This window comes from Hoeflea sp. CAU 1731 (genome assembly GCF_039888615.1).
Taxonomy (GTDB): domain Bacteria; phylum Pseudomonadota; class Alphaproteobacteria; order Rhizobiales; family Rhizobiaceae; genus Flavimaribacter.
Window position 1 is genome coordinate 20,154 of record NZ_JBDQQS010000028.1, and the last position, 23,377, is coordinate 43,530.

21 protein-coding genes are annotated in these 23,377 nt (G+C 61.6%); 10 read left to right on the forward strand and 11 right to left on the reverse strand.

Translation table 11 applies throughout. The features are described 5' to 3' along the window. The first annotated feature begins 131 nt into the window (after nt 1-131). Together AAFN47_RS26615 and AAFN47_RS26620 are read left to right on the forward strand one after the other, a co-directional pair. On the forward strand, nt 132-1,763 hold the full coding sequence (locus tag AAFN47_RS26615; protein WP_499812258.1) for a flavin-containing monooxygenase: 1,632 nt from the start codon (nt 132-134) through the stop codon (nt 1,761-1,763). A gap of 21 nt (nt 1,764-1,784) precedes the next feature. Further along, nucleotides 1,785-3,332: a TLP1 C-terminal extension domain-containing protein gene (locus AAFN47_RS26620; RefSeq protein WP_499812259.1), complete on the forward strand. Its 1,548-nt coding sequence runs from the start codon at nt 1,785-1,787 to the stop codon at nt 3,330-3,332. A 39-nt stretch (nt 3,333-3,371) separates the two neighbouring features. Here AAFN47_RS26620 and AAFN47_RS26625 read toward each other — a convergent pair whose 3' ends face one another. The 4 genes from AAFN47_RS26625 to AAFN47_RS26640 all read right to left on the reverse strand — a co-directional run bounded on the left by AAFN47_RS26625 (nt 3,372) and on the right by AAFN47_RS26640 (nt 6,782). Next, nucleotides 3,372-3,848 carry a MarR family winged helix-turn-helix transcriptional regulator gene (locus AAFN47_RS26625; protein WP_499812260.1) on the reverse strand — a complete coding sequence of 159 codons (477 nt, stop codon included), beginning with the start codon at nt 3,846-3,848 and terminating at the stop codon, nt 3,372-3,374. 177 nt (nt 3,849-4,025) lie between these two features. Next, nucleotides 4,026-5,162 carry a nitronate monooxygenase gene (locus tag AAFN47_RS26630; protein ID WP_499812261.1) on the reverse strand — a complete coding sequence of 379 codons (1,137 nt, stop codon included), beginning with the start codon at nt 5,160-5,162 and terminating at the stop codon, nt 4,026-4,028. Between the two features lie 44 nt (nt 5,163-5,206). Further along, a complete protein-coding gene (locus tag AAFN47_RS26635) occupies nt 5,207-5,623 on the reverse strand; it encodes a Zn-ribbon domain-containing OB-fold protein (protein ID WP_499812262.1) in 417 nt (138 codons plus the stop codon). A gap of 1 nt (nt 5,624) precedes the next feature. Beyond that, on the reverse strand, nt 5,625-6,782 hold the full coding sequence (locus AAFN47_RS26640; RefSeq protein ID WP_499812263.1) for a thiolase C-terminal domain-containing protein: 1,158 nt from the start codon (nt 6,780-6,782) through the stop codon (nt 5,625-5,627). A 195-nt stretch (nt 6,783-6,977) separates the two neighbouring features. On the opposite strand from AAFN47_RS26640, the gene AAFN47_RS26645 reads away from it, so the two are divergent. The 8 genes from AAFN47_RS26645 (at nt 6,978) to AAFN47_RS26680 (ending at nt 16,801) form a co-directional block, all read left to right on the forward strand. Continuing rightward, on the forward strand, nt 6,978-7,511 hold the full coding sequence (locus AAFN47_RS26645) for a TRAP transporter small permease (RefSeq protein ID WP_499812264.1): 534 nt from the start codon (nt 6,978-6,980) through the stop codon (nt 7,509-7,511). 62 nt (nt 7,512-7,573) lie between these two features. Continuing rightward, nucleotides 7,574-8,872, forward strand: a complete 1,299-nt coding sequence (locus tag AAFN47_RS26650; protein ID WP_499812265.1) for a TRAP transporter large permease — start codon at nt 7,574-7,576, stop codon at nt 8,870-8,872. A gap of 108 nt (nt 8,873-8,980) precedes the next feature. Continuing rightward, complete coding sequence (dctP, locus tag AAFN47_RS26655; RefSeq protein WP_499812266.1) at nt 8,981-10,039, forward strand: TRAP transporter substrate-binding protein DctP; 1,059 nt, start codon at nt 8,981-8,983, stop codon at nt 10,037-10,039. Between the two features lie 120 nt (nt 10,040-10,159). Continuing rightward, nucleotides 10,160-12,298: an acetate--CoA ligase family protein gene (locus tag AAFN47_RS26660; RefSeq protein ID WP_499812268.1), complete on the forward strand. Its 2,139-nt coding sequence runs from the start codon at nt 10,160-10,162 to the stop codon at nt 12,296-12,298. After that, nucleotides 12,295-13,080, forward strand: a complete 786-nt coding sequence (locus tag AAFN47_RS26665) for an enoyl-CoA hydratase-related protein (protein WP_499812269.1) — start codon at nt 12,295-12,297, stop codon at nt 13,078-13,080. The genes AAFN47_RS26660 and AAFN47_RS26665 overlap by 4 nt, the downstream gene beginning before the upstream one ends. A 16-nt stretch (nt 13,081-13,096) precedes the next feature. Next, complete coding sequence (locus AAFN47_RS26670) at nt 13,097-15,337, forward strand: acyl-CoA dehydrogenase family protein (protein ID WP_499812270.1); 2,241 nt, start codon at nt 13,097-13,099, stop codon at nt 15,335-15,337. Nucleotides 15,338-15,489: 152 nt separating this feature from the next. Next, on the forward strand, nt 15,490-15,963 hold the full coding sequence (locus AAFN47_RS26675; protein ID WP_499812271.1) for an IS110 family transposase: 474 nt from the start codon (nt 15,490-15,492) through the stop codon (nt 15,961-15,963). Next, nucleotides 15,869-16,801: an IS5 family transposase gene (locus tag AAFN47_RS26680; RefSeq protein WP_499812272.1), complete on the forward strand. Its 933-nt coding sequence runs from the start codon at nt 15,869-15,871 to the stop codon at nt 16,799-16,801. Before AAFN47_RS26675 ends, AAFN47_RS26680 begins: the two co-directional genes overlap by 95 nt. A gap of 75 nt (nt 16,802-16,876) precedes the next feature. Here AAFN47_RS26680 and AAFN47_RS26685 read toward each other — a convergent pair whose 3' ends face one another. Genes AAFN47_RS26685 through AAFN47_RS26715 form a run of 7 tightly spaced genes read right to left on the reverse strand, consistent with a single transcriptional unit; the run spans nt 16,877 to nt 23,226 of the window. After that, the gene (locus tag AAFN47_RS26685) at nt 16,877-18,172 is read right to left on the reverse strand and encodes a TRAP transporter large permease (RefSeq protein WP_499812273.1); all 1,296 of its coding nucleotides are present in this window, start codon (nt 18,170-18,172) and stop codon (nt 16,877-16,879) included. A gap of 4 nt (nt 18,173-18,176) precedes the next feature. After that, entirely contained in the window at nt 18,177-18,674 is a 498-nt protein-coding gene (locus AAFN47_RS26690; RefSeq protein ID WP_499812274.1) for a TRAP transporter small permease, read from the reverse strand. A 30-nt stretch (nt 18,675-18,704) separates the two neighbouring features. Next, nucleotides 18,705-19,823, reverse strand: a complete 1,119-nt coding sequence (locus tag AAFN47_RS26695; protein ID WP_499812275.1) for a C4-dicarboxylate TRAP transporter substrate-binding protein — start codon at nt 19,821-19,823, stop codon at nt 18,705-18,707. Nucleotides 19,824-19,840: 17 nt separating this feature from the next. After that, nucleotides 19,841-20,161 (reverse strand): 2Fe-2S iron-sulfur cluster-binding protein, encoded by a 321-nt coding sequence (locus tag AAFN47_RS26700; RefSeq protein WP_499812276.1) that lies wholly within the window; start codon nt 20,159-20,161, stop codon nt 19,841-19,843. Between the two features lie 26 nt (nt 20,162-20,187). Continuing rightward, nucleotides 20,188-21,600: an aldehyde dehydrogenase family protein gene (locus AAFN47_RS26705; RefSeq protein WP_499812277.1), complete on the reverse strand. Its 1,413-nt coding sequence runs from the start codon at nt 21,598-21,600 to the stop codon at nt 20,188-20,190. After that, the gene (locus AAFN47_RS26710) at nt 21,593-22,711 is read right to left on the reverse strand and encodes an NAD(P)-dependent alcohol dehydrogenase (RefSeq protein ID WP_499812278.1); all 1,119 of its coding nucleotides are present in this window, start codon (nt 22,709-22,711) and stop codon (nt 21,593-21,595) included. The genes AAFN47_RS26705 and AAFN47_RS26710 overlap by 8 nt, the downstream gene beginning before the upstream one ends. Nucleotides 22,712-22,722: 11 nt before the next feature. Further along, on the reverse strand, nt 22,723-23,226 hold the full coding sequence (locus AAFN47_RS26715; protein ID WP_499812279.1) for a cytochrome P450: 504 nt from the start codon (nt 23,224-23,226) through the stop codon (nt 22,723-22,725). Between the last annotated feature and the right edge of the window lie 151 nt (nt 23,227-23,377).

Sequence of the window (23,377 nt, forward strand, 5' to 3'; positions counted from 1 at the left end):
GCTCCTCCCTCACGGAAACAAACAGTATTAGCGTTGACCTGTCAACAAAAACCGGCTACCCCTGACTGGACTGAAGCCGGCGGTGAGCAATCCCGCAGGCGCCGAAGATTGAAGAAAATGGGAGGAAGAAGATGTCGGCCGCACAAACCCACACGTCGAAATATGATATTGTCATTGTAGGGGCCGGATTTGCCGGTCTTTACGCGCTGTATCGCTTTCGGAATGAAGGCTACCGCGTCAAGGTGATCGAGGCCGGGAACGGCGTTGGCGGCACCTGGTTCTGGAACCGCTATCCGGGCGCGCGCTGCGATGTCGAGAGCATGCAATATTCCTATTCCTTCTCGGACGAGGTCCAGCAGGAATGGTCGTGGAGCGAACGTTACGCGCCGCAGGGCGAGATCCTGGAATATGTCAATTTCGTCGCCGACAAGTTCGACCTGAAGAAAGACATCCAGTTCAACACCCGCGTCAACACGGCGGTGTTCGACGAGGCGGCGGGCCTGTGGGAGATCGGGTGCGACACCGGCGAGACCTTCGTTGCGAAATACTGCCTGATGGCGACCGGCTGTCTGTCCGTGCCCATGTCCCCCAAGCTCGACGGGATCGAGCGCTTCAAGGGCGAGCTTTACCGCACCTCTTCTTGGCCCGATAAGCCGGTCTCGTTCGAGGGTAAGCGCGTCGGTCTGATCGGCACCGGATCGTCGGGCATCCAGGCCACGCCGCGCCTGGCCGCTGCGGCGGATCATCTTTACGTGTTCCAGCGCACGCCCAATTATTCGATCCCGGCCCATAACCACGAGCTGGACGACGAATACCAGCATGACTGGAAATCGCATTACCCCGAGCGCCGTGCGCTGGCCAAGCAGACCCGCAACAACACGCTGAACGCGGCGGGCGAAGGTCCGGGCGAGGGGCTGAGCTGGGACGAGCGCGAAGCGGTCTTTGAGGAGCGTTGGCAGTTCGGCGGTCTCGGGTTCATGTACGGGTTCACCGACATGACCAGCAGCAAGGTCGTGAACGATCACGCCTCGGATTTCGTGCGCCGCAAGATCGACCAGATCGTCAAAGACCCCGAGACCGCCGCGAAGCTGAAGCCGATGCATTACCCGATCGGTGCCAAGCGGATCTGCGTCGATACCGATTACTACAAGACCTTCAACCGCGAGAACGTGACGCTTCTGGACGTGAAGGCCGACCCGATCGAGACCGTGACCGAAGCGGGCGTCAAGCTGGCTTCCGGCGAGATCGAGGTGGATATTCTTATCCTTGCGACCGGGTTCGACGCGATGACCGGGGCGCTGACGCGGATCAACCCGGTCGGGCGCGGCGGCCAGACCCTGACCGAGCGGTGGGAGGACGGTCCCAAGACCTATCTCGGCATGGCAATCGACGGCTTCCCGAACATGTTCATCGTCACCGGCCCCGGCAGCCCGTCGGTGTTCACCAACATGGTGACATCGGTGGAGCAGAACGTGGACTGGGTTGCCGATTGCATGAACCGGCTGGAAACGGAGGGCGTGCAGACCATCGAGGCCACGACCGAAGCGGTCGATGATTGGACCGTGAAAGTGGGCGAACTGGCCGAGAACACGCTGCTGACCGGGCTTGGGTCGAATTCGTGGTATGTCGGGGCGAATATCGAGGGCAAGCCCAAGGTGTTCATGGCCTATCTTGGCGGTGCGGCGACCTATTCGGATATCTGCAAGAGCGTTGCGGATGATGGCTATGCCGGGTTCCGGCTGGTCTCGCCCGCAGACGCGTAAGACAGATAGAGGTCACGGACGATGAGCAATCTGCCGGTCATTATCGGCGTCGGACAGGTCTCCGGCGCCGGAGAGAAACCCCTTTCGGACATCTCGCCGCTGCGGCTGATGGAGGAGGCGGCGCGGGCCGCCGCCGCCGATGCCGGGGCGAGTGGGGGCGTCGGGGCGGTTCTGCAACAGATCAATTCGGTGCGGGTCCAGCGCTTCTTCGCGGATTTCTCGGCCTCGTTCCCGTCCACCTTCGGGCGGATGGAAAACGCGCCCTGGTCGCTTGCCCAATGCCTTGGGCTGCCCGCCGACGAGCTGATCTATGACGCAGTCGGGGGCGATGCGCCGCAATCGGCGGTGACGGCCGCTGCTGCCGCCATCGCGCAGGGCAAGATCGGCGCCGCCATGGTGGTGGGCGCTGAGGCGATGAACACCGAGCGCGCGGCGAAGAAGGCGAAGCTGACGCTGGACTGGTCGCAGGACGCGCCGTTCAAGCCGGTCGAACCGCCGGCGATGCCGCCGCTTTATTCTGAAACCGAGATCGCCCATGGCATGAACGCGCCGATGGTGATGTATGCCTTCATCGACAACGCGCTTCGGCTGGCGCGCGATGCGACTTTCGACGAGCGGATGGGGCAGATCGGTGCGCTTTTCGCGCCGTTCGCGCAGGTGGCCGCGGAAAACCCGCTGGCCACGCGGCGTGACGGGCTGGGTGCGGATGAGATCGGTCGCCCGTCGGAGCGCAACCAGATCGCCGCCTTCCCCTATACCCGGCTGTCGGTGGCGAATGCGTTTGTCGATCAGTCGGCGGCGCTGATCCTGTGTTCCGAGAAGATCGCCGACGAGCTGGGCGTTCCGGCGGACAAGAGGGTCTATCTTCACGCGGGCGCGGCGGCCCATGACGAATGGTTCGTCTCGCACCGCGAGAACCTGGCCCAGTCCCCGGCGATCCGCCTGATCGCCCAGCGGGTGCTGGCGGATGCGCGTATCGGCCTGGACGAGATCGGGGCGTTTGACCTCTATTCCTGCTTTGCCTCGGCGGTCGAGGTCGCGGCGACCGAGATCGGCCTTGAGCTGGACGATCCGCGCGGTCTGACCGTGACCGGCGGGCTGCCGTTCTTCGGCGGGCCGGGCAGCAATTACGTGACCCATGCCATCGCCCAGATGGTCGAGCGGATGCGCCAGATGCCGGGCCGGTACGGGCTGGTCACGGCGAATGGCGGTCTGCTGACCAAACATGCGGCGGGCGTCTATTCCACAACGCCCCCGGCGGAGATGCCGCGTTACGACAATCACCCCGAACTTCAGGCCGAGGTGGATGCGGTCTGGGGCGAGCCGGCCCCGTTCGCGGCCACGCCCGAGGGGCGCGGCTGGATCGAAGCCTATACGGTTCTGCATGGTCGAAACGGACCGGCCAAGGGTTATGTGCTGGGCCGCCTGTCGAACGGGCACCGCTTCATCGCGCTAACCCCGGAAGACCCGGACCTGCTGGCGCGGATGGAAGCGGCGGACATGTCCGGGGCGGCCGGTTCGGTCGTGACGGATGAGGCCGGTCTGAGCCGGTTCACGCCGGAGACATGACAGGCAGGCTGGCCGCGCCCTTACGGGGTGGCGGCTGGCCTAGCCCGCTTTCTTGATGGTCGGGACGTTGCCGAGCACCTTGCGCAGGATCGCCAGAAGCTGCTGCTTCTCTTCCTCGGTGACACCGGCGAGCAGGTTGGCCTCGATCTCAAGCGCGACGCTCAGGATCTCTTCGCCCAGTTCGCGGCCTTCCTTGGTCAGCTCGATCTTCAGGTCGCGGCGGTTGATCGGCGTGACAACGGCGATCCCCTTGGTCTTGAGCCGCGAGACCGCGCGGCTGACCGCCGCCTTGTCGAGCCCGATATAGTCGCAGATCTGCGCGTTGGTGCCGCCGTCGAAAAGACCGAGATAGGCGATGATGCGCCAGTCCGTCAGCCCGACACCGAACCGGGCCAGGTAAATACTGGACGACCGCGATGCGACCTTGTTGTAAACCCAGGTGATCAGAGCCGGGACATAATTGTCGATGCCCCAAGTCGACAGGCTCGCTTTTTCTGGCGCCATATCTTTGCTCACGATCTCACCTTGCAGCCAACGGGACCCGATGGCCCGCCTTCACGGCCCCAGTGGCCGGACATTCGCTCTGTCTAGGGCAATTTCGATGACTCGACAACCTATTGCGCGGTCATGTGTGCGACGGTGCACGAGAGCCGGGACAGCACCGCGCCGCGCGCGGCGCTCCCCGGCCGGTGTTTACTGCAGGGCCTGAAGGGCCGGGTTCGCGGCGAGTTTTTCCAGCGCCTCGACATATTCGAGCTGCAATTTATACATCACGTCGCGCACGGTGGTCGCTTCGTTCATTTCGCCGACGACCTGTCCCACGGGCGAGGTGTAATATTCGACGTTCTCGGCCCGGTCGATCCGCGCGCGCGCTTCCAGGAATAGAAGGCCCTGAAGCGGGGCAGGGAGGTAGGCGGGCGCGCCCTCGGCTTCGAATGCCTCGCTCAGCTTGCTGCGCAGCATGCGCACCGGCTTGCCGCTGAGCACCTTGCGGCGCACCGCGTCGTCGGCGCGGGCGCGGAACATCGCCTCGCGCTCGAATTCCGACAGCTCGCTTTCCATCGTGGTGAGCCAGATGCTTCCGGTCCAGACGCCCTGCGCGCCCATCGCCTGCGCCGCCGCGATCTGCGAGCCGCGATTGATGCCGCCGGCGGCCAGCACCGCCATGTCGCCTGCCGCCGCCTCGACGATCTGGGGCACCAGCATGAAGGTGGGCACGGTGCCGGTGTGCCCGCCCGCCTCGCCGCCCTGCGCGATCAGAACGTCGGCGCCCGCGGCGCGGTGGTGCTTGACATGTTCGGGCTTGCCGCAGAGCGCGCCGACAACGATGCCTTCACCGTGAAGCTCATCCACAAGGTCGGTGGGCATCGGGCCAAGGGCGCTGACATACATGCGGATATTGGGGTGCTTGCGGGCGATCTTCAGCAATTCGCGTGCGCCGGCCGGGGTCAGGTTCTTCTCGCGCTTGGCGATCCGGGCCTTGAGTTCGGCGGCCTGATCGTCGGGCAGGCGCGGAATGCCCGCATCATCCAGCAGCTTCGTCACGAAATCGCGGTGCTGCGCCGGGACCATGTCGAGCAGCGGCAGCTCGGACTCCTCGGCGTCCTTGCTGTAATTGGCGGGGATCAGGAAATCGATGCCATAGGGTTTGCCATCGGTGTGGCGGTCGATCCAGTCCAGCTCCTGCTCAAGCTGATCGGGCGGGAACATCACCGCGCCCAACACGCCGAATCCGCCCGCCCGGGACACTTCGACGACGACATCGCGGCAATGGCTGAAGGCGAAGATCGGGGTCTCGATGCCCAGCTTCGTCATGAGATCAATGGTCATTCGGTTCCTCGTAAGTTGTTGCTTTGACGTGTTGAAACTTGGCGCTACCCGCCCGCCGGGTGCAGCACCGGCAGGGTGAAGCCGCCCGCCTGATCGGTAAAGCCGACCCGCAGGGGCAGGCCGATGGAGGGTGACATGCCGTCCGGCGGCACCAGCCGGCAGGCGAGCCTGACGCTTTCCTCCATATCGGCGATCCCGATCAAGTAGGGCGTCTCGCCCCGAAGCGCGGAGTCATAGGCGTGGTGGATCGTCGTCCAGCTGTGCAGGGTGCCGCGCCCGCTTGCGCGCTGCCATTCGCTGCGCAGCGAGAAGCAATGCGTGCAGACCGGGCGGGGGTAATGGCGCCATGTGCCGCAATCGGCGCAGCGCTGGAACATCAGTTCATGCCGGGCGAGCGCGCCCCAATAGGGCTGTGAATCGCGGGTCGGTTCAGGTGCGGCGATCCGGGGTTCGGTTGTCATCTCAGCCTCTCCTCAGGATGGCGACCGCGCCGTCGCCCATATCGCCAAAGCCGGTGACAAGGCCGGTCTGAGCGCCGGGCACCTGGGCCGGTCCGGCGGCGTGGCGGAGCTGGCGCACCAGTTCGGTCACATGGTTGTAGCCCGCCATATGCGCCTGCGAGAGCAGGCCGCCATGGGTGTTGACCGGCAACGCGCCGCCCGGTCTGAGCACCCCGCTTTGAACGAAAGCGCCGCCTTCGCCCTTTTCGCAAAAGCCCAGGTCTTCGATCTGGCAAAGGACGATATAGGTGAAGCAATCATAGATCTCGGCGAGGTCGATGTCCTCGGGCCCGATCCCGGCCATGGCGAAGGCGCGTTCTGCGGCCCGCGCGGTGCCCAGCGTGGTCAGGTCGGCGCGCTGGCTGATGGCGAGCGGCTCGTCAGGATGGCCCTCGGCCACCCCGGCGACAAGAACCGGGTGCTGCGCGAGGTCGGGCGCGGTTTGCGCTGTGCTGACGATGAAGGCCGCGCCGCCATTGCTTTCGATGCTGCAATCGAACAGCCGCAGCGGGTCGGCGATCACGCGCGACGCCTGATGATCCTCGACAATCATCGGCGCGGTCATCAGGGCCATGGGATTGCGCATGGCATGGAGGCGGGTGGAAAGGGCGATTTCGGCGAAATCGGCGCTGGTCGTGCCGAACAGTTCCATATGGCGGCGGGCCATGGGCGCATAGAGCTGCGCCGGGGCGGACATGCCGGAGGGCTGTTCAAATTCCCGCACCGCCTTGAACTGCGGAAAGGCGTTGAGCCGCGCGCCGATCTTGCGCTCCATCCCGTTGCGGCCCAGCGAGACCAGCACATGACGGCACAGGCCCGCATGGATCGCCAGCGCGGCGCATTGGATCGCGGCGACGGCGCTGGCCCCGCCCAGCGGCGTGTGGGCCGAGAATTTCAGATCGCCGAGACCGAGATTGGTGATGATGTCTTCGGCGCAGGCCCCGGCGGGTCCGAACGGGATCAGCCCGTCAATGTCGCGGGGCTGCAATCCGGCATCCGAGATGGCCAGCAGGGCGGCGCCAAGTTCCAGTGCCAGCTCACTTTGTTCGGGTGCAGAGCGGGAATATCCCACCTCGCCGATACCCGTGATGGCCGCCGCTGTGGACAGCGTCGATGACATGAGGTCCCCTCCCTTTATGCGCCTGCCTGACGGCCTGTTTCGCATGCCGGATTGATACATATTCAATGTTGATCTGTCAACAGTGCTGTGTAACAATGTTGATACGGCAACAATGATCAGCTACGCTTTCGGACGTCCGGCATTGAGCTAAATGCCGGAAAAAGAGCCGGGAAAACCCGGTAAGGGAGGAGAATCATGACAGGGTCCACGGACGCGACTCCGACGGTGCTGGACAGGATCGACTTCGGCCTTCGCCGGGTCGAACGCTGGACGGCGCTTATCGCCGGGGCATTCGTTATGGTCATCACAGCTTTCGGCGTTGCCGAAGTGGTGATGCGTAAACTTTTCAACGCGCCGATCTTCGGGCAGATCGACTTCGTGGCGCAGTCGATGGTGCCGGTGGCGCTGCTTGGCATGGCCTATTGCCAGAACTTGGCGGGCAATGTGCGGATGACGCTGGTGATCGACCGTGTCGGGCCGCAGGCGCGGCGCGCGCTGGAGCTCTTCGCGACACTGATCGCGCTGATCCTGATCGCCTATGTCACCTATGCCTCGTTCACGCAGACCGAGAAACTGGTGTCGCTTGGCGGCACGACCCCGACGGCCAAGCTGCCGCTCTGGATCCCGAGCGCGGTGGCCCCCATCGCCCTTGTGCTTCTGACCTTGCGACTGGCCATCCAGCTTGTCCGGCCGCCGGTGCCGCAGGCCGATGATGCCATCATCGAGTGATCAGGGCGATCTGACCAAAACAATAAAGGGCTGCCCGAGCGGGGTAGTGGGAGGAGAATATCATGGAAGGTGAACTGGTCGGCATTCTGGGCTTCGTGGCGATGCTGTCGCTGGTCGCTCTGGGCGTGCCCATCGCATTTTCGGCCGGTATCGTCGGGTTGGCCGGTCTGCTCTATCTGCGGCCGGTGGGCGCGGTGCTTTCGATTGTCGGGGGCGTGCCCTATCACACGGCGGCGACCTATTCGCTGACGGTCGTGCCATTGTTCATAGCAATCGGGTTCTTATCGTTTCATGCGGGCATAACCACGGGGGCCTTCAAGGCCGCCAAGCTGTGGCTCGGGCGTATTCCGGGCGGGCTTGCCACCGCGACGATCTTTGCCTCGGCCGGGTTTGCCGCGGTCTCGGGATCGAGCACGGCCTCGACCGCCGTTTTCACCCGCCTTGCGGTCCCCGAGATGGAGAAGTCCGGTTATAACCGTGCGCTGGCGGCGGGCGTCTGCGCCGTGGGCGGCACGCTGGCCGCGCTGATCCCGCCAAGCGCCATCCTGGTCATCTATGGCATCCTGGTCGAGGAATCGATCGGGGCGCTGTTGCTGGCCGGGATCATCCCCGGTCTGATCTCGCTTCTTGTCTATGCGGTGGTCATCGCCGTGGTTTCGTTCCTGCGCCCCGAGTGGACGCCGCAACAGCCGCGCGTGTCCTGGGGCGAGAAGTTCAAGTCGCTCTCCGGGGTCTGGGGCATCTTCGTCGTGGTCGGCGTGATCTTTGCCGGGACCTATTTCGGCTGGGCCACGCCCACGGAATCGGCCGCGCTGGCGGTGGTGGTGGTGCTGATCATGGCCATCGTCGCGGGCATGACCTGGCCGCAGTTCCGCGAGGGGCTGGTGGATACGGTCAAGACCACGGCGATGATCTTCACGATCATCTGGGCGGTGCATATCTTCGTGCGCTTCCTGGCCTTCACCGGGCTGACCAACACGATCACCAACACGATTGTCGAGCTGGACATGTCGCCGCAACACCTGATGGTGGCGATCGTGATCCTGTACCTGCTGCTGGGCATGGTGCTTGACGGGCTGGGCATCCTGATCCTGACGCTGCCGATCATCTATCCGGTGGTCACCGCGCTCGGGTTCAATTCGATCTGGTTCGGGGTGCTGGTGGTGAAGTTGATCGAGATCGGGCTTGTGACCCCTCCGATCGGGCTGAACTGCTACATCGTCAATTCGGTCAGGCCCGACATCAAGCTGGGAGAAGTGTTCCGAGGTGTCGCTCCGTTCCTGGTCGGCGAGATCGTGATTGTCACCATCATCCTGTTTTTTCCAGAACTAGTCCTGTTCCTGCCTAACCGGATGAACTGAGGTACCGTTAGATTGAGTTCATTATAACGTTGACTGCTCAACAACAGCGTGGTTTAATTTCCATGGGTGCTCCGGACAGGCAGACCCAAACAATGGGAGGAGAACATTATGAAAAATCTCAGAATTTCATCGCTGGTCGGCGCTGCATTGGTGGCCGGATCGGTCATGACCGCCACCACGGTTGTTCCGGGCGCGGCCACGGCCGCCGAGGTCGAGGGTCCGTCGGTCAAGTGGCTTGCAGGTCTGTGGGGCACCCGGCGCGGTATGACCGAGGGCGTCGAGTATCTGTCGGCGCAGGCGAAGGAAAAGACGGACGGCGCGTTCGATATTTCGCTGCAATATGGCGGTGCGCTGGCCGGGCAGTTCGAGATGCTTGAGGGCATCGAATCCGGGGCCTTCGAGGTTGGGATCGCCTGTACGGCTTTCGCAGCGGGCAAGCTGCCGCTGCTGTCGGGTCTTGAACTGCCGTTCATCCCCGCCGACACGATCGAGAAACGCCGCGCGCTTCAGGAAGCCTACATGGCCCAGCCCGAAATCGTGTCGGAGCTTGAGAAGTGGAACGCGGTGGCGCTGGCCAGTGTCCTGCTGCCGAACTACCAGGTCATGGGCCGGGGCAAGCCGCCGGTCGCGCTGGCCGATTACGACGGTCTGCGCCTGAACTCGACCGGCCAGGTTGCCGAGGCTATGCGCCTGCTGGGCGTGTCGGTTTCGTCCTCGCCGACCACCGATCTCTATCAGGCGATGGAGCGCGGCGTGATCGACGGCATGGTCTATCCGTTCACCGGGCCGTTCTTCTCCAACAAGTGGAACGAGATCGCCGAATGGTACACCACCAACCTCTCACCGGGGTCGGCCGTGTGCTTCGTGCTGGCCAACAAGGATGCGTATGACTCGCTGCCCGACCAGTACAAGGGTCTGCTGGCCGATCTGCGCAGCGGGGCGCTGGACGCCAATATCGCGGAGTTCAAGAAGGAAGACGATGTGAACCTTCCGATCCTGGCCGAGGACGGGGTGCAGCCGATCACCTACACCGCCGAAGAACTGGCCGGTCTGCGCGAAATGGGCGGTCAGCCGATCTGGACCGCCTGGGCCGAAGCGCGCGAGGCCGAAGGGCTGCCGGGCGACCGCATGCTGGAAATGATCCTGACGGACAATTACGGCAACTGATCCGGCCGTATCCGACATGTCTGCACCGCGCCGCTGGCGCGCGGTGCAGACGCAACGCCACGGGCGCGGGCTGACGCCATGCGCCCTGTGACCGCACACAGACATCAATTGGAATACGTCATGCTACAATCAGGTCCGCTGCCGCAGACGGAGCATCCTCTTCGCGGCCTGTTCGCGCCCCGATCCATCGCCATTGTCGGCGCGAGCGACCGCTCGGCCTGGGCCCGGGCGGCGCTCAGGAATCTCGACAAGGTCGGTTTCGACGGCGACATCCATCTGGTCAACCGCCGCGGCGGCGAGGTGCTGGGCCGGACTGCCCATACCAGCTGTGCCGCCATCGGGGCGCCGGTGGACGTGGCCATGCTGGTGATCCCGGCGGTCGGGCTGCTCGATGCGCTTGACGATCTGAAGCAGGCGGGCATTTCCAACGCGGTGATCCTGGCCTCGGGTTTCGGTGAAATCGGGGAAGAGGGCGCGCGGCTGGAAGCCGCGATCCGCGACCGCGCGAATGCGCATGGGATCAACATCATCGGCCCGAACTGCCTTGGGCTTGCGAATTTCTCGGACCGCAGCGCGCTGTGGACCGGAAGCCTGCGCACCCCGGTGCGCCCCGGCAAGGTTGCCATCGTGTCGCAAAGCGGCGCGGTCGCCATTGCGATCCACCGTTTTGCGAGCCAGCAGGGCGTTGGCCATGGTTATCTGGTCTCGACCGGGAACGAGTTGAATACCGGCGTCTGCGATGCCATCGACTACCTGCTCGAAGATCCCGGCGTCGAGGTGATCGCGCTGTTCGTCGAGGCGATCCGCGATCCGGCGGCCTTTGCGAAAGTGGCGCGCCGTGCGATGGAGCTGGGCAAGCATATCGTCGCGCTCAAGGTGGGCCGCAGCGAGGCGACCGCGCTGGCCGCGCAGGCCCATACCGGGGCGCTGGTCGGCGATGACAAGGTGTTCGACGCCTTCTGTTCGCAATACGGCATCCTGCGCGCGGGCTCGATTGACGAGCTGGTGCATACCGCCGATCTACTGTGCAAGGCGCGGGTCGGCGCCGAGGGCGATGTGGCCATCATCTCGATCTCCGGCGGGCTGAGCGAGATCAGCGCGGACCTGGCCCATGAGGCCGGGCTTCCGCTGGCGCATTTCGCGCCTGAAACCGCCGCGCGGCTCAAGGAATTCCTGCCCGATTACGCGACGGTGCATTGCCCGCTCGACCTGACCGGGCTGGCGGTGACAGAGCCGGACATGGCCGCCAAGGCGATCGAGGCGATTGCCGACGATCCGTCGGTCGGTGTCGTTGTCTATGTCTTCGACGTGCCGATGGATGCCGATGACGCATCGCCCTTGTCCCTGCCGATGCTCCGCTCGGTCAGCGAGGGAGTGAAGCGCGCCTCGGCCCCGGTTCTGGTGATCGCCAACCATGCCAAGGGCTTCACGGCCGAGACCGCCGCGGTCGTCGATGAGCTTGAGCTGCCCTACCTGTCGGGCGGGTTGCAGTTCGGCCTGGCAGCGCTGGCGCTTGCCCGGGGTCAGGCGGGCCGGGTCGGTGCCTTGCCCGAACCGGCGGCGCAGGACAGTGCCAAACCGTTGGACGGGGCGCTGCCCCGGACCGAGTATGAGGCGCAGACCATGCTGCGCGGCTTTGACGTGCCGACCATTCCGGCGGCGCTGGCCGCCAGCCGGGACGAGGCCGTCCGCATGGCGGCCGGGATCGGCGGCGAGGTGGTGCTGAAGATCAGCTCGCCCCAGATCCAGCACAAGACCGAGGTGGGTGGGGTCGCGATCGGCATTGCCCAGGACGAGGTCGGCGATGCCTTCGACGCCATGATGGCGCGGGTGAAGGCCGCGAAACCCGATGCGGTTCTGGACGGTGTCCTGATTTCACCGATGCGCAAGGGCGGGGTCGAACTGTTGGTCGGCATCACCCGCGATCCGCAATGGGGCCCGACGATCACCGTCGCGCTTGGCGGTGTCTTCGTCGAGATCTTCAAGGATTTGAGCCTGCGCCTGCTGCCCGTGAGCGAAGCCGAGGTCGAGACCATGATCGGCGAACTGCGCGGGGCGAAACTGCTGAACGGCTATCGCGGCGCGCCGCAGGCCGACATCCCTGCGCTGGCGCGCGCGATCTGCCGGATCGGCGAGGCGGCGCTGTCGCTGGGCGACCGGATCGAGGCGCTTGAGGTCAATCCGCTGGTCGTCGATGGCGACCGTATCGAGGCGCTCGACGCGCTGGTTATTCCCGCACAGACCGGAGAAACATCATGAGCAAGTCCTACGAGTTCTGCACCGTCGAGAAGGACGGCCACCTGACCGTCATCACGATGAACCGGCCCGAGGTGATGAACGCGCTGCATTACGAGGCCGATCTTGAGTTGAACGAGGTGTTCGACGATTTTCGCGACGATGCCGATCAATGGGTCGCCATCGTGACCGGGGCGGGGGACCGGGCTTTTTCGGCCGGGAACGACCTGAAGACCCAGGCTCGCGTCAAGGGCCGCAGGCAGTTTCCGCCGGGCGGGTTTGCCGGGCTGTCGATGCGCACCGATATCGACAAGCCGGTGATCGCCGCCGTGAACGGGCTGGCCATGGGCGGCGGGTTCGAAATGGCGCTGGCCTGCGACATCGTGATTGCCGCCGACAATGCCTATTTCGCGCTGAGCGAGCCCAAGGTGGGGCTGGCCGCGCTGGCGGGCGGGATCGTGCGGCTGCCCCAGGTGGTCGGCTGGCAGCGCGCCATGGGTATCCTGCTGACCGGGCGCCGCGTCCCTGCCGCCGAGGCCGCCGAGATGGGTTTCGTCAACGTTGTGACCGAACAGGGTCAGGCGCTGGCGGTGGCCCGTGAATGGGCGGCGCAGATCCTGGAATGTTCGCCGGTTTCGCTGCGCACCACCAAGACGGTGGCTTACAGCGCGTTCTACGGCGACGATCTGGACGAGCTGATGCGCCGCGATTTCGAGGCGGTGCGCAAGCTGCGCGCCAGCAACGATTATATCGAGGGACCGACCGCCTTTGCCGAGAAGCGCAAGCCGGTCTGGACCAATTCCTGATCGCGGCGGGCCCGGCATGGAGACCATCTTTGTAGGCGACGACGAGGATATGGCGGCGCTGCGCGATGCGGCGCGGGGGCTTCTGGCCCGCCACTGGCCAGCGGACACCGCCGAGGCGCAGGCCGCCGATCCGGCGGCTTTGCGCCGGGCCTGGGAGCTGATTGCCGAGAATGGCTGGACCGCGCTTTCGGGCGCGGCGGATGAGGGCGGGCTGCGGCTGAGCGCGGTTCTGTGCGAAGAGCTGGGCCGGGCGGGCTGTCCGTTGCCGCTGGGCGAGGCGCTGGCGGCGCGTATCGTGCTGGGGCCGGACGATCCGCTTGCCGGGCCGCTCGCGGCGGGCGAGGCGCTGGTCGCCTGTGCCCTGACCGCAAGCAGCGGCGAGGCGGGCGCGGGATCGGTCGTGGCCGGGCCGGGCGGCGCATTGTCGGGCCGGGTCGGCTGCGTCGATGCGGCAGGCAGCGCCACCCATCTGCTGGTCGAGACCACGGCAGGCTTCGCCATTGTCGAGACGGCCCAGCCGGGGGTGATGATCACCGCGCGCCGGGGGCTGGGCGCCCCGACCCAGTGCGCCGTCGACCTGGACGCGGCGGCGGGGCGGCCCGTTTCGGGTGCCGAGCGGTTGGAAGACGCGCTGGCGGTGCTGCGGCTGATGCTTGCGGCCCGCGCGCTTGGCGCGGCCCGGCGCGGCGAGGAAATGCTGATCGACTATGTCGGCGAGCGCGAGCAGTTCGGGCGCAAGATCGGTCAGTTTCAGGCGATCCAGCACAAGATCGCGGATCTGCATCTTGAGGTCGATCTGGCCGGGCTGGCCATCGGGCTGGCGGCGCGGCAACCGGCAGAGGGGTTCGCGAACAGCGCCGCCGGGCGCGAGGCGCTGATCCTGGCCTGCGGCGGGCTTCGCACCGCCTCGATGCAGACCCATCGCGGGTTCGGCGGCATCTCGTTCTGGAACGATCACGAGACAGCGCGCCATTTCCGCCGTATCCACAGCGATCTTGTCCGGCTGGGCGGCAGCGCACGGGCGCGGCGCGACCAGGCGGATGCGCTGATCGACGCGGCGGAGGGGCCGGGCGCACGGCTGCCCGATTTCGACCTTGGCCCGAAGCTGAACGCCTTTCGCGACGAGGTGCGCGGCTGGCTGGCGCAGAACTGGGCGGGCCGGGTCTTCGACCCCGACGACACCCGCCCGATCAACCATATCAAGGCGGATCGGGGGTTCAGTCAGAAGCTCGCCGAGCGCGGCTACCTGTCGATGTCCTGGCCGAAAGCCTGGGGCGGGCAGGATGCAAGCGCGGTCGAGCAGCTTATCCTCGAGGAGGAGATCGCCTTCTCGGCGGCACCCATCGGCTGGCACCAGACCTCGGCGGGGATGATCGCGCCGACGCTGATCCGGTTCGGCACGGACGAGCAGAAAGCGCGCTATGTCGCGCCGATTGCGCGGGGCGAGCTGTGTTTTGCCCTGGGTTACAGCGAGCCGTCGAACGGGTCGGACCTGGCGGGTCTGAAGACACGGGCCGAGCGGGTCGAGGGCGGCTGGCGGATCAACGGGCAGAAGACCTTCACCTCGTCGGCGGGCTATGCGCAATACCTGTGGCTTGCCGCGCGGACGGGCACGCCCGAAAGCCGCAACCGGGGGATCAGCACCTTCATCGTGCCGCTCGACACGCCCGGCATCACCCGCCATCCGGTGATCGGGCTGAGCGGGCATGAGGCGAACACGATGTTCTTCGACAACGTGATGCTGCCCGAGGATGCCATTGTCGGCGAGGTCGATCAGGGCTGGTCGATCATCACCGCCGCGCTGGCCTTTGAACGGGTGTCGCTGGCCGGGATCGCCTCGCGCGCGCGGGCGCAGCTTGACGCGTTCCTGCGCTGGCTCGACGGGGACGATCCGCTGGCCCCCGCACTGCGGGCGGACGGGGCGGTGCGCGACATGGTTGCGCGGTTCTCGGCCGAGATCGACGGCGCGCGGCTTCTGGCGCTGCGCACGGCGCAGACCATCGACGCGGGCGAATTGCCCATGGCCGACGCCGCGATGATGAAGGTCTATAGCAGCGAACTGGCCGAACGGCTTGCCATCGCGCTGAGCGATCTTCTGGGGCCCGGCGCGCTTTTGTCCTTCGGCGAGCCGGGCGCGGTGCTGGACGGTTCGGTCGCGTTCGGGTTGCCGGATTCGCTCTTGTACACCATCGGGGGCGGAACAAACGAAATACAGCGTACGCTGATCGCGCAACGGGGTCTAGGGCTTCCTCGGTGAAGTCAAATCTCAACACTAGTGCCCGTCCACTTGATCGACAACATATCCGGCAGCGGAGAAAGAGTTTCGACAATGTTTGAGCTAATGGGATGAACTGCCTTCCCACCAGACGCTGCTATTGTGGCAGGCATAGGTGGAGAGAGGAGCATCTGATGGACATCAAGGTTCTGGGCATAGATTTGGGCAAGAACGTTTGCAGTCTCGCCGGGCTGGATGAAACGGGAGCGGTCGTGTTCCGCAAACGGCTCCAACGGCATCGGCTGCTGGACTTTCTTGACACGCTGCCGCCCTGCGTGGTTGCCATGGAGGCCTGCGGCGGGGCGCATCACATCGGGCGATTTTGTCTTGAGAAGGGACATGAGCCACGTTTGATGTCGCCGCTCTATGTCCGGCCATATGTGAAAGTCCACAAGAACGACGACCGTGATGCAGAGGCGATTGCCGAAGCCGCGACGCGCCCCACGAGGCATTGTTGCACAACTCTGCGCCGAAAGGATTCACCTCGCGAATCCGGTAGGTTAAGAGGCTGGTGTGAGCAAGCCCGACCCTGTCCGCTACCGCACGACGAACTGGAAGTCCTACAACGAAGCCCTGAAACGGCGTGGATCGCTGCTGATCTGGCTTGACAAGGACATGGAATGGCATGCCCCCAAGGCTGGGCGTCCGGGTCGGCCGCCGGTATTCTCCGATGCCGCGATCCAGTTCTGCCTGATGGTGAAAGTGCTGTTCGGCCTGCCGCTCCGACAATCGACAGGGATGGTGTCCAGCATTCTGCAGATGGCGGGGCTGGATTGGCCAGTTCCCGACTTCTCGACCCTGAGCCGCAGGCAAAAGACCATCACGGTCGGGATCTCGAGCCGCCGCGCGCCAGGCCCTCTGAACCTGTTGGTGGACAGCACCGGTATCAAGTTCCTCGGTGATGGCGAATGGCTGGCCCGCAAGCATGGCACCCATCGCAGACGTCAATACCGCAAGGTCCATCTTGCGATGGACACGGGCTCCGGAGACATCCTGGCCGTGGAGTTCACGTCAAGCCGCGAGGGCGACAGTCCTGTCCTGCCGGACCTCCTGGACCAGATCCCGCCGGATCAGGAGATCGGCACCGTGACGGGCGATGGCGCCTTCGACACCCGCCGCTGCCATACCGCGATCCTCGCGCGGGGAGGCACCGCCATTATCCCCATTCGCAAGAATGGTCGCTTCTGGAAGGAGAATTGCCCTGCGGCGTTGGCGCGCAATGACATCCTGCGCGCCACCCGGCTCCTTGGGCGAGCGATCTGGAAAAAATGGTCTGGCTATCATGCCCGAAGTCGCATCGAGGCGAAGATGCGTGGCCTCAAGTCCTTCGGAAAGAGGATCGCCTCAAGAGACCCCGACCGCCAGACCGCCGAAATCCACATCCGCATCGCCCTCATGAACCGCTTCTCGGCCCTCGGCAGGGCCGAGATCGAGGCTGTCGCCTGAAAAGTAACGGGAAAGGGGATCGTCAGCCCCAACGCTGATTTACGCAACAACGCCCACATCATTGCACGGTATCGTCTACCCAAATATCCTCACCATTCCCGGAGCCACAATCATGCACGCTACCACAAACGCATCCGCAACAAGGAACGGCACCACGGCGGCAAATATTCTCATAAGAGAAGCCTCCATTCCGGCAACACGCTTTACAACAAAAACATTCAAACCTATCGGCGGAGTTATCATTCCGATTTCAAGCAGTTTTACAACAAGGACGCCGAACCAGACCATGTCGATTCCCTCAGCCCTTATCATCGGAAGAAAGACCGGTAGGGTTATCAAAAGCGCACCAAATGGCTCCATAAACATGCCAAGCACCAAATATATGGCTACAATTAGCAAAATTTGCGTCAACTGCGTCAATTCGAGGCCTGCGGTAGCCAATACCAAATACGACGACAGCCCAGTTATTCCAAGAAAGCGGGTGAACATTGTTGCTCCGACTGCGACAATGAATATTGCAGTCGTCGTCAGAACTGTTTCAGACAACACAAACCAAGCCATCTCCTTTGTCAGGCGGCCAAGAAATCCCGCAACAACAAAGGTCATCATCGATCCAACTGCGCCCGCCTCAGTAGGCGTGAAGATACCTGTGAAGAGCCCGCCCAAAACACATCCGGCTAGAGCGATAGCTGGCCATGCGTTGCGCAAGGCAACACCTAGTTTGATGGTGCTTTCACCAGGTTCGGCACGGCGCGGAACTATGTCTGGACGAATGAAGGCAGTCGTCAAGATGACCACAACATAGGAAAAGGCAGACAGTACACCAACTACGATCCCGCCAAGAAAGATCGAGTTAACAGACACCTCTGCGAAAATCCCGAAAACGATCATCAAGATGGATGGCGGGATCAAAGCACCCAGCGTCCCCCCTGCAGCCACAGTAGCGCAGGCAAAGCCCCGCCCGTACCCGCCCGATACCATTTCGGGCACTGCCATACGTCCTATCGTAGCGGAGTTGGCTATGCTTGACCCACTAAGCGCAGCGAAGCCCCCACTCGCTGCGATGGTAGAAATGGCTAGCCCTCCCGGCAGCCAACGCAGCAAGACCTTAGCAAGCTCGAAAAGTCCAGACGTAAAACCCGCACGGTAGGCCATAAATCCCATCAGAAGGAACATTGGTACTGCGCTGAGGGTCCAGCTAGACGCGAAGCTGTAGGGCGTGTTCTGCAAGATACCAAAGGCCGGCCCGAAACCGAGGATCGAAGCTATGCCCACGAAAGACACCAAGATCAACGCAATCGCAACCGGAACACGCAATATCAGCAATAAGAGAAGCGCAAGCGCACCCATAAAACCCGCTTCGACATTCATATTATCAAGCCTTATGTAGATTCTGATGGCCAGGCACAGCACAAATGCAGCGCATCAGACAGATGAAACCAGCCGCAGCAAAGGCCAGAGGCAACATGAAATATGTAGGCCAGACAAAAATTCGTGTATTCTCAACCATGATGAAGGTTCCCGCATGGAATGACTTTATCGCGGTCAACCAAGTCAAATATCCAAGAACTCCATAAACACCAACACTAATCAGCGCAACCGCACGTAGCAGCAACTTTTGGAACACGTTCGGCAAAACGGAATTCACTAAATCGACCGAAATCATTTCCAATTTTTGTTCCGTCAGAGCCAGTGGCAGGAAAGTGAGAGCTATCATGTAATAACGGGCAACGATATCTGACGTACCTGGGATAGCCACAACAAAAACATTTCGAGCGACGACATCCGCGCAGACGTGCAGCATTAGAAGGATAACAGCAACGGCACCGACTGAAGCCAGCGCCGTGCTGACGGTGTTAATGATTCGTTTCACAGAGAATAGTCCAGTATGAAATTCCCGGTATCAGTTGCCATAGGATGCATAGTCCACCTTATCCCAGACCTCTGCCTGCACACGCGCAGCGATAGCATCTGGGTCGAGCCCTGTCTCGTCAACAATGCCTTGCCATTTCTCGACAAGCCGGATGAACTCCGCAATCAAATCATCGGCATCATCAATCCCGTAATTTTCCTTTGCCAATTGAGCTGCTATCTTCACATCTTCCAACGCGTAGGCATTGCTGGCTTCCTTCAGAATTGGCGACGGGGTTACCGCAGTCAAGCCAGCCTCCTTGGCAGCGTTCAGCGCCTTGTCGGCGAGTTCATATCCCCAGGCTTGGGTCATCTGAACCGCACCGAGATTGGCTGCACGTGCTAGCTGTTCGCGCTCCTCGGCCGAAAGCTGCACCCAAGTAGTCTTGCTTGCGGTAAATGACGAAGTGCCATGATAGGTACCAATGCTAATGAGCGTTGCGTTTTTGATGACCTCCATCAGCCTCAAAGTCAGTAGATCACTCAGTGAACTTACCGATCCGTCGAGCGTGCCTTGCGAGATTGACTCGAACACTTCCGCGGTTGACATGGTCACCGGAGCGGCACCAAAATGTTCAGCCCAGCGGGAAAACGGCGCTCCCCCAGTTCGTAGACGCAAGCCCTGAAGATCTTCTGGAACCACGACTGGTTTCGTCGTAATAAGACCATAAACATCCGTAGATCCGGTTCCCAAGTATACCATGCCCAAGTCAATGAACTCCTTTTGGCAAGGTATGCAATTGACCATGAATTCAGTTGCCGCAGCTCCCATGACATGTGGTTCACGGCCGGTCAGTGCGACCGCACTCATAATGCCAGCATAAGGCATTTCGGATCCGTAGTAGAGAGGCACGATCGTCCCAATCTCCGCGAGATTGGTCTGAAGTGCGTCCTTCATTTGGGGAAGTGCCACGACTTCCGGCCCTAGAATTTTCGCCGTCAGATTACCATCTGACACTTTGGGAAGATACTCCACGAAAGGGACATAAAGGTCGTCATATACAGGGTGTGGACTAGGTAGACCCGGTGCAACACGTATTTCACGGGCTTCTACAATGGAGGCGGACAGCACCAGCATTGCCATGGTCAATAGAGTCGTATTCATGTTCATTTCCTCCCTAGAAATGGTTAGATGGTATCTTGAGGTGCTACTTCGAGGCAGAGACCATCCATCGTCTCGGTGAGTTCCACTTGACAGGACAACCTCGAATTCGGCTTTGCTGAGTCAAAGCATTCTAAGATATCTACCTCGGCCTCTGCAGGCTTCGGCATTTCTTCAAAAGCTTCAGAAGCTATGTAGACATGGCAAGTGCCGCAAGCGCAATTGCCACCGCATATCGCTTCGATATCATCGATTTCATTGTCGCGGAGTGCCTCCATCAAAATCTGTCCAGCCTCTGCTCTAATCATACGGGTCGAGCCGTCCCTCTTTGTGACCGTTATCTTCATTTGTCTCTCATTGTTTTAGGCCTTCTTCAGGTACGCGGCAGTGCTCGGTTGACAACTCGGAGCTGACAGAATTCATGCAGTCCGTCATCACCTAATTCGGCGCCAATTCCAGATTGGCGCGCTCCGGAAAAGGGGAGTGCTGGGGAAAGCGCCATGTGATCATTGATCCAGATTGTACCGAATTCTAACCGGTCAGCGAGTTCTTCAGCGCGCTCGGAGTCCTGTGTCCATATCGAAGCGCCCAGACCCATCTCGCCCCGGTTCAGCGTATCCACTACTTTGTCGAGGTTTGTGTATTTCACAATCGGCAAGATTGGACCGAACTGCTCCTCGTCCACGATGCGATCGCCATCAGCGACATCACAGACAATTGCAGGCCGTACAAAAAAGCCCTTGTTGCCGACCCGATTTCCCCCCGTCAATATTGTTCCGCGGCTATTGCAATCCTGAAGGAGCTCTAGGATCCGGTCAAATTGCGCACGGTTTTGTAACGGTCCGATCTGGACTCCTTCTTCGGTACCGGCACCAACCACCGCTTGTTCCGCAAGCAGAACAAGTTCCTCACATAGCCGATCATGGAGGGCTTCAGGAACATAAACCCGTTTGATCGCAATGCACATTTGGCCGGAGTTCACGAAGGCAAAAGCGAAGATTCTGGCAGCAACGAGCTTTGGGTCGGCGTCGTCCAGAACAATGGCAGGATCGTTGCCGCCGAGTTCCAACGTAACACGCTTCAAAGTGCTTGCCGCCGTAGCCATCACGCGGCGGCCAGTTGCTGTTGAACCGGTGAACGAAATCTTTCGTATGCCAGGATGGGCACTGATTAGCGGACCCAGATCATTTTCGTCGCTAAGCACATTGAGCACGCCGGCTGGCAGGATATCACCTACCAGTTCAGCAAACCGTAGCGTTGAAAGCGGGGTGGAGCCAGCTGGCTTCACGACCAGCGTGTTCCCCGCGATCAGTGCCAGAGGGACCTTCAACGCCATTAATGCGATTGGGAAGTTCCATGGGATAATGCAGGCAACAACGCCAAGCGGACGACGCTGAATGATAGAATCTCGACCGCCTCCAGCATGAATGTGCCGGTCTTCGACTTGGCGCAAAGCTGCGTAACGAAAGAACTCCGCCGCGCGCAGAACTTCGTTTTTAGCGGCACTAAGCGGCTTTCCCTGCTCAAGCATCAGAAGCTCACCAAGCTGATCTACATTTTCTTCCATTATTTGGGCAATTCGACCGACGGCTTTCTGCCGCTGAGCCACCATAAGTTGTGACCAAGTCGCGAACGCGCGTTGAGCACTTTCTACTGCCAAGTCCAGTTCGACCGGTGTGGCGCGCGCCGCTAGGGCAACAGTGATTTCGGTCGCAGGATTGACCACCGGCGACGTTCGGGTCCCGGGCATTACCTGACCATCTATAAAAAGTCCGAACTCACGCATTGGAGTTTTTCCCCATACGGAGGACGGGCTTAACTATTAGTCCATCTTCCATGTCCTTAATCGCCTGATTGATCGAGGCGAAAGGATAATGAGTGATGAGTTTTTCCAGTGGAAGCTGGCCGTTCCGATAGTATTCAATCAATTGAGGAATAAAATCTTGCGGATCGCTATCACCCTCTACTATACCCCGCCAAGACAGCCCAGCCCCGACGAACAAGCGACTGTCTACGCTGTATTCCGTCCCTGCTGCCGGGGCCGCGACATGCGCAAGAATTCCAAGCTTGCGAAGAGATTGGGTTGCCGTAGTCACTACTGCCGGAACGCCGGTCGTATCGAGTGCTGAATTCACACCACCTCCAGTGGCTTCACGTATCGATTCGGTGAGGCCTGGTGCGTCACCCCTAAAAACGTGGGTCGCGCCAAGTTCTTTTGCCAACGCCAGTCGGTTATCGGCCATATCGACCGCGCAGATGACATCACATCCGGCGATCTTTGCTCCCATCACGGCCGACAAGCCTACCGACCCGGAACCGAAAACGGCAAACGAACTCCCAGCAGTCGGCTTGATCACATTCAAAACCGCCCCGACACCGGTTTGAACTCCACAACCAAGCGGTGCTAAAACATCCAATGGAAGATCGCGGTCGATTTTCACGACATTGCTTCGCTGCGCTAATGCAAAAGTTGCGAAGGCCGACTGGCGAAAGAAATTACCCCCAATCGGTTTTCCACCCTGCGAAATTGCATCTCCGCTGGCTCGCTGTCCTCCGAAATTTATTTCGCGGAACGAGCTACAATAGGCAGGTTCGCGACATTTGCACTGCTCGCACTCACCACAGAATCCAAAACTGAGCAATACATGGTCGCCCTGCTGAAGGTCTTCGACTCCTTCGCCGCAGGCTTTAACCTTTCCTGCGCCTTCATGCCCGAGTACCCTTGGGAAAGGCAATGGTATATGTTGCCTAATAACAGCAACGTCCGTGTGACAAATTCCACAGGCATCAATTTGTACGAGCACCTCACCTGGTCCCGGCACAGCAAGTTCGCAGGACTCAAGCGCCAATAGCTCATCTTTGCCGCGAGATATCGCGGAAATCATCTCGATAGACATGAAGCATCCTTTCAAAAGGCGACCACGGTAACCTTGGCAGCCTTCAGCACACGGGTCGTGTTGCTCAACTCGAACTCAGGATCGGATTCGAGAGAAATGGATTTTACTCGACGGGAAAGAACTCTTAGGAGCGCTTCTCCTTCGACTCGCGCCATCATCTGACCTGCACATGTGTGTATTCCTGAGCCAAAGCCCAAATGACCCGACGTCTTACGGCCCAAGATGTACTTGTCAGGGCTCTCAAATTTTCGGGGATCCCGGTTCGCTGCCCCCATCATCATGAGCACCTTGCTTTTCTTAGGAATTAAGTTCCCGCCGATCTCAACGTCGCAGGCCGTGGTGCGAAATACGGACTGAATAGGCGAACTCCACCGAACCGCTTCTTCGAATGCCTGAGGCGCCAGGTCACGATTCTCAGTGAGCTTTTCCCAATCGCCCGATTCCGCCAACCCCAGTACACTAGCCGAGATTGCTCCGATTGTGGTATCAATCCCTGCAGTAATGAAGGGGCGCACGAGAAGAGGAGCCTCGTCCGGCTCGATCGGGCCTGTCGCAAATTTTCTTGGTTAACGGCCTGTTGACCACCAGCGGAGAAATTGCCGCTCCCAATGTAGCGGAGCGTAGCCATGATTCTGAATGCCATTGCCGACAAGCTGAAGCGCCAAT